10 protein-coding genes are annotated in these 12,730 nt (G+C 64.7%); 6 read left to right on the top strand and 4 right to left on the bottom strand.

The annotated features are described in order from the left end of the window. Positions 1-77 precede the first annotated feature (77 nt). Positions 78-377 carry an HU family DNA-binding protein gene (locus J2R78_RS03985; protein WP_021077434.1) on the bottom strand — a complete coding sequence of 100 codons (300 nt, stop codon included), beginning with the start codon at positions 375-377 and terminating at the stop codon, positions 78-80. A 433-nt stretch (positions 378-810) separates the two neighbouring features. Between J2R78_RS03985 and J2R78_RS03990 the strand changes: the two genes are divergently transcribed. From J2R78_RS03990 to J2R78_RS04005, 4 genes are all read left to right on the top strand, one after another. Then, positions 811-2,424 carry an ABC transporter substrate-binding protein gene (locus J2R78_RS03990; protein ID WP_253603013.1) on the top strand — a complete coding sequence of 538 codons (1,614 nt, stop codon included), beginning with the start codon at positions 811-813 and terminating at the stop codon, positions 2,422-2,424. A gap of 237 nt (positions 2,425-2,661) precedes the next feature. After that, positions 2,662-3,639, top strand: coding sequence for an ABC transporter permease (locus tag J2R78_RS03995; protein WP_038383993.1), 978 nt, complete (start codon positions 2,662-2,664; stop codon positions 3,637-3,639). A 2-nt stretch (positions 3,640-3,641) separates the two neighbouring features. Then, the gene (locus tag J2R78_RS04000; protein ID WP_253603015.1) at positions 3,642-4,472 is read left to right on the top strand and encodes an ABC transporter permease; all 831 of its coding nucleotides are present in this window, start codon (positions 3,642-3,644) and stop codon (positions 4,470-4,472) included. Next, positions 4,469-6,094, top strand: a complete 1,626-nt coding sequence (locus J2R78_RS04005) for an ABC transporter ATP-binding protein (RefSeq protein ID WP_253603017.1) — start codon at positions 4,469-4,471, stop codon at positions 6,092-6,094. The genes J2R78_RS04000 and J2R78_RS04005 overlap by 4 nt, the downstream gene beginning before the upstream one ends. A gap of 16 nt (positions 6,095-6,110) precedes the next feature. Here J2R78_RS04005 and J2R78_RS04010 read toward each other — a convergent pair whose 3' ends face one another. The 3 genes from J2R78_RS04010 to J2R78_RS04020 all read right to left on the bottom strand — a co-directional run bounded on the left by J2R78_RS04010 (position 6,111) and on the right by J2R78_RS04020 (position 10,245). Next, positions 6,111-7,328, bottom strand: a complete 1,218-nt coding sequence (locus J2R78_RS04010) for a fructose-1,6-bisphosphatase (protein ID WP_305884479.1) — start codon at positions 7,326-7,328, stop codon at positions 6,111-6,113. Between the two features lie 143 nt (positions 7,329-7,471). Next, on the bottom strand, positions 7,472-8,659 hold the full coding sequence (locus tag J2R78_RS04015) for a 6-phosphofructokinase (protein ID WP_253603019.1): 1,188 nt from the start codon (positions 8,657-8,659) through the stop codon (positions 7,472-7,474). A 218-nt stretch (positions 8,660-8,877) separates the two neighbouring features. Beyond that, positions 8,878-10,245, bottom strand: a complete 1,368-nt coding sequence (locus tag J2R78_RS04020; protein ID WP_253609753.1) for an FAD-binding oxidoreductase — start codon at positions 10,243-10,245, stop codon at positions 8,878-8,880. Between the two features lie 77 nt (positions 10,246-10,322). On the opposite strand from J2R78_RS04020, the gene J2R78_RS04025 reads away from it, so the two are divergent. Next, complete coding sequence (locus J2R78_RS04025; protein ID WP_253603021.1) at positions 10,323-11,177, top strand: VOC family protein; 855 nt, start codon at positions 10,323-10,325, stop codon at positions 11,175-11,177. 115 nt (positions 11,178-11,292) lie between these two features. Beyond that, the gene (locus tag J2R78_RS04030; protein WP_253603022.1) at positions 11,293-12,615 is read left to right on the top strand and encodes a sugar ABC transporter substrate-binding protein; all 1,323 of its coding nucleotides are present in this window, start codon (positions 11,293-11,295) and stop codon (positions 12,613-12,615) included. Positions 12,616-12,730: the final 115 nt, after the last annotated feature.

Here is a 12,730-nt window from a genome sequence, read left to right on the forward strand (position 1 = left end):
AAAACGCGGGCTGGCAACCAACGGCAGGAAGCGACGGCTCAAAAGCAAAAGGCCTCCGTCACCGGAGGCCTTTCATCTTAAACCGCGTCCTTGGCGGCCTTGACCGGCCGTGCGCGGACGATCTTCCGGGCCGGCTTGGCCTTGAACATCATCTCTTCGCCGGTGAAGGGGTTGGTGCCCTTGCGCGCCTTGGTCGCAGGCTTCTTGACCACAACGAACTTCGCGAAGCCGGGGACGAGGAACACCCCGGCCTTCTTCAGCTCCTTGTGGCCGACATCAACAAGCGAGTCCAAAACGTTCTTGACGTCGCGCTTGGAGAGTTCGGTGGTGGTCGCGATCTTCTCGATCACTTGCGACTTCGACAGTTGGGTAGCCATGGTTGCTCCATTGATTCTGGAGTGGGCACGATATGGCGGAAAACGCCGAGAAAAACAGTGTTTTCTGCACTCCCCACCACAATATCGCTGTGGACAGCCTCCGAATCAGGGTTTTTTCCAGTGTTTTTTCAAGTCAAGGCGCTTCCGACCCCTAAAATTACAGGGTTTGCGCGGCTTCGGCGCTCCCGAAACGTCCCTTCGAGAGAATCACCAGGCGCATCCCGCGCGGCCCAAGTGCGACAATGCCGCGCGCAATCCGGGTTGCGAAGCGCTGCGGCGGGCCACTTCAGGTTTTGGAAACGATCCTCCAAAAGGCCGAGGCATTAGAAAATGACTCGGGTTCCCAATCCAAGGTAACATCCGCGAAGCGTGGCCAGGACCGATCGGCTGGCCGCCGGATGCAAGCCTTTATGTAAGTACCGGAGACCCGCGTATGGATTTGAGCCGCCTCGAGATCAACCGCCGCACGGCCCTTCTGACCTCGGCCGCGATTGCGGCCAACGTCATCAATCCGATGCGGGCATTCGCGCAGGAAACCCCGCGCAAGGGCGGCGTGTTCAACGTCCATTACGGCGCCGAGCAGCGCCAGCTCAACCCCAGCATCCAGGCCTCGACCGGCGTCTACATCATCGGCGGCAAGATCCAGGAGAACCTGGTCGACCTCGACGCCAACGGCCAGCCGGTCGGCGTGCTCGCCGAGAGCTGGGAGGCGACGCCGGACGGCAAGACCGTCACCTTCAAGCTGCGCAAGGGCATCACCTGGCACGACGGCAAGCCGTTCACCTCTGAGGACGTCGCCTTCACCGCGATGAACATGTGGAAGAAGATCCTCAACTACGGATCGACGCTGCAGCTGTTCCTCACATCGGTCGATACGCCCGATCCGCAGACCGCGATCTTCCGCTACGAGCGGCCGATGCCGCTGAACCTGCTGCTCCGCGCCCTGCCCGACCTCGGCTATGTCTCCGCCAAGCATCTCTATGAGAGCGGCGACATCAGGCAGAACCCGACCAATCTGGCGCCAGTCGGCACCGGCCCGTTCAAATTCGTCAAATACGAGCGCGGGCAATACATCATCGCCGACCGCAACCCGGATTACTGGCGGCCGAACGCGCCCTATCTCGACCGCATCGTCTGGAAGGTGATCACCGACCGCGCCGCCGCGGCCGCCCAGATGGAGGCCGGCGAGCTGCACTACAGCCCGTTCTCGGGCCTGACGATTTCGGACATGGCGCGGCTCGGCAAGGACAAGCGCTTCATCGTCCAGACCAAGGGCAACGAGGGCAACGCCCGCACCAACACCATCGAGTTCAACTTCCGCCGCAAGGAGCTTTCCGACATCCGGGTCCGCCGCGCCATCGCGCACGCGATCAACGTGCCGTTCTTCATCGAGAATTTCTTGGGCGATTTCGCCAAGCTCGGCACCGGCCCGATCCCGTCGACCTCGACCGACTTCTATCCCGGGCCGAACACGCCGCAATATCCTTATGACAAGGCCAAGGCGATCGCGCTGCTCGACGAGGCCGGTTTCAAGCCCTCCGGTGGCAACCGCTTCTCGCTGAGGCTCCTGCCGGCGCCGTGGGGCGAGGACATCTCGCTGTGGTCGACCTTCATCCAGCAGTCGCTGGGCGAAGTCGGCATCCAGGTCGACATCGTGCGCAACGACGGCGGCGGCTTCCTCAAGCAGGTCTATGACGAGCACGCCTTCGATCTCGCGACCGGCTGGCACCAGTACCGCAACGACCCCGCGGTCTCGACCACGGTGTGGTACCGCTCCGGCCAGCCCAAGGGCGCGCCGTGGACCAACCAGTGGGGCTGGGAGGACAAGACCGTCGACAAGACCATCGACGATGCCGCCACCGAGGTCGATCCGGCCAAGCGCAAGGCGCTCTATGCCGATTTCGTCAAGGAGGTGAACACCGAGCTGCCGGTCTGGATGCCGATCGAGCAGATCTTCGTCACCGTGATCACGGCCAAGGCGCGCAACCACTCCAACACGCCGCGCTGGGGCTCGACGAGCTGGCACGATCTTTGGCTGAGCGCATGAGGCCACATCTGCGCTAGGCGTGGCGCCCTCTTCTCCCTCGCCCCGCTCTTGCGGGGAGAGGGTCGGGGTGAGGGGCTCGCTCCACGATATTGCTCCATCGATAGACCTGTACCCCCTCACCCGGATCGCATCTGGCGATGCGATCCGACCTCTCCCCGCAAGCGGGGCGAGGTAAGAAGGGGCCGGTGCCCACCCCGAACCGGTGTCCACATCGTTCGAAAACGCTATAGATAAAATATGCGTATCCTGAGCCTTGCGGGGCGGCGCCTCGCCGCCTCGATCCCGACCCTGTTCCTGATCCTGATCGGCGTGTTCCTGCTGCTGCAGCTCGCGCCGGGCGACACCGTCGATGCGCTGATGGCGCAGATGGGCGGCGGCGACGCCGCGACCGCCGAGGCGCTGCGCAAATTCTACGGGCTGAACCTCTCGGTTCCGGCGCAGCTCGGGAACTATCTGTGGCACCTGGTCCGGCTCGACCTCGGCTTCTCCTCGATCTACGGCAAGCCGGTGGCGACCGTGATCCTGGAACGGCTGCCGCCGACCATCCTATTGATGACGGCGTCGCTGTCATTCGCGTTCTTCTTTGGCCTCGTGTTCGGCGTGATCGCCGCGCGCGGCGTCAACCGCTGGCCGGACACGATGATCTCCACGCTCGGCCTGATCTTCTACGCCACGCCCTCGTTCTGGTTCGGGCTGATGGCGATCGTGGTGTTTTCGGTCTATCTGCAGTGGCTGCCGCCGGGCGGCTTCGAGGACATCGGCAACGTCCAGACCGGAATCTGGCGCGTGCTGGATATCGCCGCCCATCTGGTGCTGCCGACGCTGACGCTCGGGCTGATCTTCCTCGCGATCTATTTGCGCATCATGCGCGCCTCGATGCTGGAGGTCTTGAACCTCGATTTCGTCCGCACCGCCCGCGCCAAGGGGCTGGATGAGACCCATGTCATCACCCGCCATGTGCTGCGCAACGCGCTGCTGCCGATGGTGACGCTGATCGGATTGCAGGCCGGCACCATGCTCGGCGGCTCGGTCGTGGTGGAGAGCGTGTTCTCGCTGCCCGGCCTCGGCCGTCTCGCTTATGAGTCGGTGGTGCAGCGCGACCTCAACACCCTGCTCGGCATCGTCTTCGTGTCCGCGCTGCTCGTCATATCCGTGAACTTCGTCGTCGACCTGCTCTACGCGCGGCTCGATCCGCGCATCGCGGCGGAGGGCTGACGATGGATGCCGTGAAGCGCTACTTCCGCAGCCCGGCCGCGGTGATCGGCCTGATCCTGCTGCTGCTTGTCATCGCGATGGCAAGCAGCGCGGGTCTCCTCTATCCGCGCGATCCGCTCGCTCTCGCGGGCCGGCCGCTGATCTGGCCGTTCTCCAATCCGCGCTTCCTGCTCGGCACCGACAATTCCGGCCGCGACATCGCCGCCCAGATCTTCTACGGCGCGCGGATCTCGCTGCTGATCGGCGGCGTCGCCACCGTGATCGCGATCCTGATCGGCATCCTGGTCGGCGCCTTCGCCGGCTATTACGGCGGCTGGGTCGACAATGTCTTGATGCGGATCACCGAGGCATTCCAGACGCTGCCGAACTTCGTGCTGCTGCTGGTGCTGGTCGCGGTGTTCGGCTCGACCCTGACCACGGTGACGATTGCAGTTGGCGTGGTGTCGTGGCCGGCGCCGGCGCGGCTGACCCGCGCCGAATTCCTATCGCTGCGCAACCGCGAATTCGTCCAGGCCGGCAAGACGCTCGGCATGAAGGACGTCCAGCTCATTCTCGGCGAAATCCTGCCCAACGCGCTGCCGCCCGTCATCGTCTATGCCAGCGTGGTGATGGCGGTCGCGATCCTGCTGGAAAGCGCGCTCGCCTTCCTGCGTCTGTCCGATCCCAACGTCGCCTCCTGGGGCAATCTGATCGGGCTCGGCCGCGATGTGCTCCGGGTGCAGTGGTACGTCTCGGCGATCCCCGGCATTGCGATCCTCGTCACCGTGCTCGCGGTGTCGCTGGTCGGCCAGGGCCTCAACGACGCGCTCAATCCGAGGCTGAAGAGCCGATGAGCGACACGGTCCTTTCGCTCGACGCCCTGACGGTGCGCCTGCCCAAGGGCGCCGACCGGCCGCATGCGCTGTCCGACGTTTCGCTTTCAATTGCGTCGAACGAGATCCTCTGCGTGGTCGGCGAGTCCGGCTCCGGCAAATCGATGATGGCGAACGCCATCATGCGGCTGCTGCCGAACGAGGTGACGATCGAACGGGGCCGGATGATGTTCGACGGCCGTGACCTCTGCGCCGCCGACAGCGCCGAAATGCGCGATGTGCGCGGCGCCGGCATCGCGATGATCTTCCAGGAGCCGATGACCGCGCTCAATCCGCTGCGCACGATCGGCGACCAGATCGGCGAGATGTTTGCGATCCACACCGCTCTCTCGAAGGCCGAGATCAATGCTCGTGTGCTGGCGCTGCTCGAGGACGTCCGCATCCCCGACCCCAAGGCTGCCGCAAAAGCTTACCCGCACGAGCTGTCCGGCGGCCAGCGCCAGCGCGCGATGATCGCGATGGCGCTGGCGCTCGACCCAAAGCTTCTGATCGCGGACGAGCCGACCACCGCGCTCGATGTCACGACACAAGCACAGATCCTGAAGCTGATCCGCGACCTGCAGCAGCGCAAGAGGACGGCTGTGCTGTTCATCACCCATGATTTCGGCGTGGTCGCCGAGATCGCCGACCGCGTCGTGGTGATGCAGCATGGCGCGATCGTCGAGCAAGGCGCGGCCGATGAGGTGCTGAACGATCCGCAGCATGCCTACACGAAGCAGCTGATCGCAGCCGTTCCGCCGCTGAAGGCGCCGCCGCCGCGCATCCTTTCCGGCAAGGATATCCTGACCATCGACGGCGTCTCCAAGACCTACCGCACCGGCGGCTTCCTCGGCCGCGGCGCGCGGATCACGGAGGCCGTCAAGAACGTGTCGCTGCACCTGCCGCGCGGCGCGACGCTCGGCATCGTCGGCGAATCCGGTTCGGGCAAATCGACGCTCGCGCGCTGCATCGTGCGGCTGATCGATCCGGACACCGGGTCGATCGTGCTCGACGGCAAGGACTGGGCAAAGCTCGGCCGCGACGATATCAGGCGCGAGACCCGCCACATCCAGATGGTGTTCCAGGATCCCTTCGCCTCGCTCAATCCGCGCCGCAAGGCGGCCGAGCTGGTGGCGCAGGGACCGATCGTGCACGGCACCGACCGCGCCACCGCGATCGCGGAAGCGCGAAAGCTGTTCGAGCTGGTCGGCCTCGATCCGTCCGCGGGTGACCGCTACCCGCACGAATTCTCCGGCGGCCAGCGCCAGCGCATCGGGCTCGCCCGCGCGCTGGCGCTGAAGCCGGATGTGCTGGTGGCCGACGAGCCGGTCTCGGCGCTCGACGTCTCGGTGCAGGCGCAGGTCTTGAAGCTGCTCGCCGGGCTGCGCCAGCAGCTTGGCCTCTCCATCATCTTCATCACCCACGATCTGCGCGTCGCCGCCCAGATCTGCGATCTCGTCGCCGTCATGAAGGACGGCGCCGTGGTCGAGCAAGGGCTGACCGCCGAGGTGTTCGGCAAGCCGCAGCACCCCTATACGCAGGACCTGCTGTCAGCGATCCCCGGCGGCGCGTTCGCGCGCGAGCACGGCACCGCAACCGTGTAGCCGGGCACGCGCGGCCCTACTCCGCCGCTTGTGGCTTGGGCTCCTCGCGCAGCCGGAAGCGCTTCAGCAATCCGGATACCGTATCGCGGAAGCCGCCATATTCCAGCTCTGAATAGGGCAGCATCGCAGCGCCGGACCAGCCCTGGCTGCGCATCTCGATCGCCTTGCGCTGGGCGCGCTGGCGGACCTCGTCCCAGGCAAGGTTGTCAAAGAAGTCGGTATAGGACTCCGAGAACTTCCCGTCCCGGTCGATCGAGAAGCCGACGCAGGACACGATCGGCAGGCAATACATCCCCGTCACCGGGGTGTTGAGCGGCACCGGCATGAGCGGCATCACATGCGAGCCGCGCGCATCGCCGCCCACGAAGTGCGCCTTGGTGAACGGCGAGATGATTTCTTCGGGCGCCGCGAAAATGCCCTGGTTCCTGACGACCGCGACCGGATCATCCTTGCCGGTGTACTTGCCTGCGATGGAGTGAAGGCGCTGCGCCGAAACGGCGACGGCGACCTCGCCATAGGTTTTCGAGACGATGCGATCAATGCCGAAGCGCTCGTTGTCGCGAAGCAGCGCCGCAATGTGGTAGCCGTCCGCGGGCGCATCGAGTTCGATCACGCTGTCGCCGGCCGTGTTGTCCATATCGATGATATGGAAACGGAAGCCCTTGATCATCGGGGGCAGCATCAGCCCGGCGCAATACATGGGATCGGCAAAAGCCAGATAGAGCGGCAGGTTGTAGGCACCGGGGCCACATTTGTCTGCGGCGAACACCATGAAGGACTCCGCGGGTCTCGCGCCCGAAAGGCTGTGGTCGAAGCTGAGTTCGGCGACGGCCGGGCCCGCGCCGCGAACGTTTCCGGAGGGGGCGTCGACGAGAAGATCCTGGCCGGCGCCGTAGAGGCCGGAGGTCTTCGCAACCGCGGTGGCCGCGAGAAACGTCTTCCAGGCGAATTGGTGGACTTCGGAGCTCCCTTCGCCCCGCGTGTGCGTCATGACGATCGCAATATCGTCGCCGGTATGGCGCACGAACCCGTCGATCAGGAGACCGTTTTCGATCGCTTTCGCGACCTCCCCTTCGACAGCCGCCATCATGCGCGCAGATGGTTTCGTGTGGCCCCCAACGGAGCCAATGTCAGCCTTGATGACCGAAATGGTGAGTTTCATGAGCATCCCTCCGACCGCAGCGCAGCGCCTTCGCCTCGGCGCTCGCTGCGCCGGGGGCGACGGCGCGCTCATTTGCGAAAAAGAACGTCGCTTGGTGCGACAGGTTCCCTGCGCAAATTGCTTGCGGAACTATGGCCCCTCCGTCACCGCGTGTCGATACGGGCTATCGACGCATCTGGAATAGCTCGTCATGCCCGATGGGGTTACCACCCGCCCTATGAAGCGCGGTTGAGAAAGATCGGCAAGCCCCGCTTGTTGGAATAGAGAGGACGGTAGCGCTCGGTGTTGTAAGCGCTTGCGACGTCCAATTTGCGTGGCCCGAGCTTGGCGTCGGGGATCGGCACGAGGTCGTAGCGGCCCTCGACCAGCGCCGACATGAGGCCGGTTTTGCCTTCCAGGATCGCATCGTAAGCCATGTTGCCGAACGTCAGCGCCACAAGCTTGTCGATGAAGTCCGGATCGCCTGACCGCAGGTCGTAGGTGAGGTCAGAGACGATGGTCTCCTCGCCGGTGCGCCGCTTGATCTCGTCCGCGAACGCTTCGGCCACGCTCGCCTTCCTGCGGTGACCGTAGGCGTCAGGCTCGCCGAATTCCTGCACCTTGTAGCCCTCCCACTCGGCGCCCTCGCTGAGCACGATCAACGCGTAGTTGCTTGGGTTGCCGTGCTTGTCATCGAGGAGAAGCTGGATCAGCTTGTCGAGATTGACCTTGTACTCCGGTATGGCGCATCGGATCGAGGTTGCGTATGCGGTATAGAGCGCCGTAAAGCCGGCATCGCGACCAAAGACGCGGAAGATGCCGATTCGCTCGTGCGAGCCGACGGTGGTGCGCTGGCGCTGGATGGCATCGCTGGCACGGGTGATCGCGGTCGAAAAGCCGATGCAGTATTCGGTGTTGCGAACGTCGTTGTCCATCGTCTTCGGGATGGCAATGATCTTGACGCCTCGCCTGTTGAGTTTGTCCGCGTAGCTGAGAGTATCGTCGCCGCCGATGGCGATCAGATGTTCGATACCGAGCCCCGCGAGGTTCGCGAGCACCTCGTTGGTGAGATCCCACGTCGTGGTTGCGATGCCACCCTTGGTGCTCTGGGAAACCGGAAAGTCGCGGCCCGCGAGATGATCGGGCAACTTCTTCATTTTGGAGGGATTGGTGCGACTCGAGTGCAGCACGGTGCCGCCGCGCCGGTCGATGACGCGCGTATTTTCGCGGTTCAGCGGGATGATGTAATGGGACTTGATCGACGGGTCGTCGAGGTTCAGGTGCGTGAGGGCCTCCCAGCCCCGGCGGAGACCGACAACCTCGATGTCGTCCTCGCTGCCGCGATAAGTCACGCTCTTGATCACCGCGTTAAGGCCGGGGACGTCACCGCCTCCCGTGAGAATACCAATGCGCTTCCTCGCCATGCCCACCTCCCAGGGTTGCTATCTGGCAATAACGCCTGCGTCGCGTCGGGGTTTCCACAACGCTATCCGCCAACGGCGGAATCCTCGTGATCACGACACCCGGCCGAACCTGCTTGAGTCCCACTCTTCCAGCGACGTTCTCCGACCAGTCCCCACCTCGGGCGGCTTGCCCCTCCATGCCCTTTGTCTCGCCTGCATGGCGCGACGTTGCTCCGCGCTTACCGCGAACGGCGCGAGGCGAGGAAATACTCAGCCCAGCGCAGCAACTCGAAGCGATCGCCCTTGACCAGCTCCTGTGCATCGCGGCGGCGGTAGAGCACCAGCATCCAGGGCGCCAGCTTGCGGAGCAACCCGTGCGCCACGTACTGCACCGGCTCGGTCAACGGCAGCGCCAGCTCGCTTTCCGGCACGCCCTGCACCGCGCGCGCCAATTCGCGGCCGAGCGGGATCGTCAGCGCGACCGCACGGCCGTTGCAGCCGGTCCAGCCAAAGGCGTTGGGACCCAGCCGGTGCATGCGCGGCAGGAAATCCGCGGTCATCCCGACATAGCCGTTCCAGACATAGTCGAAGGAGACCTCGCCGATCTGCGGCCACAGGCGCTGCAACCGCTCGGTCACCCGCGCCTTCAGCCGCCCGGTCTTGTCGCCCGGACCGAGCACGGCACCACCGGTGACGAGGCGGTTGCGGGCGTCGTAGCGCGCGAAATAGAGTTCGCCATGGGTGTCCGACATCGCCTGCCGGCCGGGAATGATGGTCTTGCGCACATTGTCCGACAGCGGCTGCGTCGCCATCTGCCACGACAGCACCGGCATCACCTCGGTTGCGATCTCCGGCACCAGCGATTTCGCGAACTCGCCGCTATAGGCGTTGGTCGCGACCACCAGCGCGCGACCGGAGATTTCACCCTTTTCCGTCTTCACCACCCAGCGATCGCCGCGGCGCTCGAAACTCGTCGCAGGCGAGCGGGCATAGATTCGCGCGCCGAGGCCGAGCACGGTGCGCGCAAGGCCGCGCGCCAGCGCCAGCGGATTGACGTGGCCGCCGGTCCTGTTCCAGAAGCCGCCGTACCAGGCATCCGAGCCGAGCATGTCGCTGGTCTGATCGCGCGACAGCAGCTCAACAGGCGCGCCGAATTTCGACCATTGCTGCACCCGTCGCTCCGCGATCTTGATGCGGCCCGGCGAGTGCACCGGCTGCACCCAGCCGGCCTGCTCCTGCTCGGCCTCGATGCTGTAGCGTTTGACGACGTCGAACAGCATGGCCGCACTGTCGCGCAGCATCCCGACGAAGCGCTCGCCGGCCGCGCCGTGCCTCGCGATGATGTCATCCGGATCGGGCCGCGACAGCGTCGGGATCACCTGGCCGTTGTTGCGCCCCGAGGCACCCCAGCCCGGCTCCGTGGCCTCGACGATCGCAACATCGACATTGGCCTCGCGCAGATGCAGCGCAGTCGATAGACCCGTCAAACCGCCGCCGATGATGACGACGTCGGCCTGCTGCGCGCCAGTCAGTTCGGGACAATCGGGGCCGGAGGGCGTCACTGCTGCCCAGAGCGAATTGGGCCAGCGCACGGCATTGCTGTTCATCATGATCCTTTCTTGCGGGCGCCCGGTCATTCTGGTTAGCTAACTCTACTCTCCTATTCCAGCCGGGAAGACAACACGTGGCACTCAAGAACGTCATCGGAATCGATCACGCCGTGGTCATGGTGAAGGACCTCGACAAGGCCGCCGAGAACTACAAGCGGCTCGGCTTCACCGTGTCGCCGCGCGGCACCCATAGCGCGCATATGGGATCGGGCAATTACACCATCATGTTCGACCCCGACTACATGGAATTGCTCGGCGTACTGACGCCGACCGAACACAATGCTCCGGCGCGCGCCTTCCTCGAGAAGCGCGGCGAAGGCATCGAACGCATTGCGTTCACCGCGGTGGATTCCGCTGCTGGTGCCGAGGAGATCCGCGCGCGCGGCTATGCGCCGATCGGGCCGACCGATTTCGAACGCCCGGTGACCTTGCCTGATGGCACGGTCTCCGCGGCGAAATTCCGCACCTTCCAGTGGCCGACCGCGGAGGCGCCCGGCGGCGTCCGCATCTTCGCCTGCCAGCACAAGACCCGCGAGACGGTGTGGATTCCCGAATTGATGACGCACGCCAATGGGGCAAAACGCCTCAAGCAGGTGCTGATGGTCTCGCCCGATCCCGCAGCCGATGCCGCGCATCTCTCCAGGATGATCGACGTCGCCGTCAGGAACGACGCCGACGGTGCGGTTGCGGTGCCGTCCGGCGGCGACCGCGCCGACTTCGTGTTCCTGACCAGGGATCAGCTCGGCAAGCGCTATCCTGGCGTGTCGCTGGACGGCCTGCCCGATCGCGGCGGCGCCGGCCTCGTGATCGCGGCCGATCTTGCCGCGACCGAGAAGGCGCTGGGCTCAGCCGGCGTGAAGAGCGGCGACAGCATCACCGTGCCGCCGGCTTCCGGCAACGGCACCCTGCTCGCTTTCGTCAAGGCATAGCTGCCATACCATGCGCGGCGCAGCGTTATGCAACGGCGCCGCGCATGTGGGACTAGGCACAGAAAGTTGAGGCGCTAGTATCTCTCCCAAACAAGAACCGTCCTGGGAGGGAAACATGTCGCATCACCTGATCTCGCGCCGCCAGATGCTGGCGGGCACGGCCGCCGCGGGTGCGGTCGGATTGACCGGATTTCCGGCCCGCGCCGACATCAACTGGAAGAAATATTCCGGCACCACGCTCGAGGTGATCCTCGCCAAGGGGCCGCGCGGCGACAATCTGCAAAAATACATCAAGGAATTTACCGAGCTCACCGGCATCAAGGTCGAGTCGGAGCAGATTCCCGAGCAGCAGCAGCGCCAGAAATGCGTGATCGAGCTGTCCTCGGGCAAGCCGAGCTTCGACGTCGTGCACCTCAGCTATCACGTGCAGAAGCGGCAGTTCGAGAAGGCCGGCTGGCTCGCCGACATGTCGGGCTTTCTGAAGGATCCGAGCATGACGCCGCCGGACCTCGTCGAGAGCGATTTCTCGGCGGCCGGGCTGCAATATGCCCGCAACGACAAGGGTCAGATGCTGTCGCTGCCATGGTCGGTCGACTATTTCATCCTCTACTACAACAAGGAGTTGTTCCAGAAGAAGGGCGTCGAGGTCCCGAAGACGCTCGAGGAGATGGCAATCGCGGCCGAGAAGCTGACCGATCCGAAGGAAGGCATCTACGGCTTCGTCGGCCGCGGCCTGCGCAACGCCAACATGGCGATGTGGACCAACTTCTATCTCAACTATGGCGGCGAATTCCTCGATGCCAAGGGCAACATCCTGACCGACGGCCCCGAAGCGATCGAGGCCACCAAGCTCTATCAGCGGCTGCTGACGAAATGCGCGCCTCCCGGCGTCGCCGGCTTCAACTGGATGGAGTCGATGGCGTCCTTCACGCAAGGCAGGTCCGCGATGTGGATCGACGCCGACGGCTGGGCGCCGCCGCTGGAAGATCCCGCCGCCTCGCGCGTCGTCGGCAAGGTCGGCTACACGCTGGTACCCGCCGGTCCCAAGGGCAAGTTCTCCTCGACCTATGGCGACGGCGTCGGTATCGCCGCGGCGAGCAAGAACAAGGAAGCCGCCTATCTGCTCTGCCAATGGGTGGTCTCGCGCGGACAGGGCGCGCGCCTGCTGCAGGCCGGCGGCGGCGTGCCGTTCCGCAACTCCATCGTCGACGATGCCGAGGTCGCCAAGGGCGTGAAGACCAAGGAATGGCTGCAGTCGGTGGTTGATTCCGCCAAGATCTCCAAGCTCGGCCTGCCCGTCATCATCCCGGTCGCCGAATTCCGCGACATCGTCGGCGCGGCGCTGACCGCGACGCTGTCCGGCGCCGATCCCGCCACCGAGCTGAAAAAGGCACACGAGCAATTCCGCCCCATCCTGGAGCGTAGCGAAAAAGCGTGAGCGTGGTGACTCAGACTGAGCCGGCGGCAGCCAGCAAAGCGTTTTCAAGCGAAGTGGGTACCGGTTCGCGTGAAGAAAACGCGTCAAAGCAAGAGTCCAGAGCCGCAGGCTCTGG

Origin of the sequence: Bradyrhizobium sp. USDA 4538 (genome assembly GCF_024171045.1) — a bacterium.
In the GTDB taxonomy this organism is placed as follows: domain Bacteria; phylum Pseudomonadota; class Alphaproteobacteria; order Rhizobiales; family Xanthobacteraceae; genus Bradyrhizobium; species Bradyrhizobium australafricanum.

What these genes read in the sequence shown, in the direction of transcription:
- J2R78_RS03985 (WP_021077434.1), bottom strand. Translation starts at nt 377, where the DNA reads ATGGCTACCCAACTGTCGAAGTCGCAAGTGATCGAGAAGATCGCGACC.
- J2R78_RS03990 (WP_253603013.1), top strand. Translation starts at nt 811, where the DNA reads ATGGATTTGAGCCGCCTCGAGATCAACCGCCGCACGGCCCTTCTGACC.
- J2R78_RS03995 (WP_038383993.1), top strand. Translation starts at nt 2,662, where the DNA reads ATGCGTATCCTGAGCCTTGCGGGGCGGCGCCTCGCCGCCTCGATCCCG.
- J2R78_RS04000 (WP_253603015.1), top strand. Translation starts at nt 3,642, where the DNA reads ATGGATGCCGTGAAGCGCTACTTCCGCAGCCCGGCCGCGGTGATCGGC.
- J2R78_RS04005 (WP_253603017.1), top strand. Translation starts at nt 4,469, where the DNA reads ATGAGCGACACGGTCCTTTCGCTCGACGCCCTGACGGTGCGCCTGCCC.
- J2R78_RS04010 (WP_305884479.1), bottom strand. Translation starts at nt 7,328, where the DNA reads ATGAGCGCGCCGTCGCCCCCGGCGCAGCGAGCGCCGAGGCGAAGGCGC.
- J2R78_RS04015 (WP_253603019.1), bottom strand. Translation starts at nt 8,659, where the DNA reads ATGGCGAGGAAGCGCATTGGTATTCTCACGGGAGGCGGTGACGTCCCC.
- J2R78_RS04020 (WP_253609753.1), bottom strand. Translation starts at nt 10,245, where the DNA reads ATGAACAGCAATGCCGTGCGCTGGCCCAATTCGCTCTGGGCAGCAGTG.
- J2R78_RS04030 (WP_253603022.1), top strand. Translation starts at nt 11,293, where the DNA reads ATGTCGCATCACCTGATCTCGCGCCGCCAGATGCTGGCGGGCACGGCC.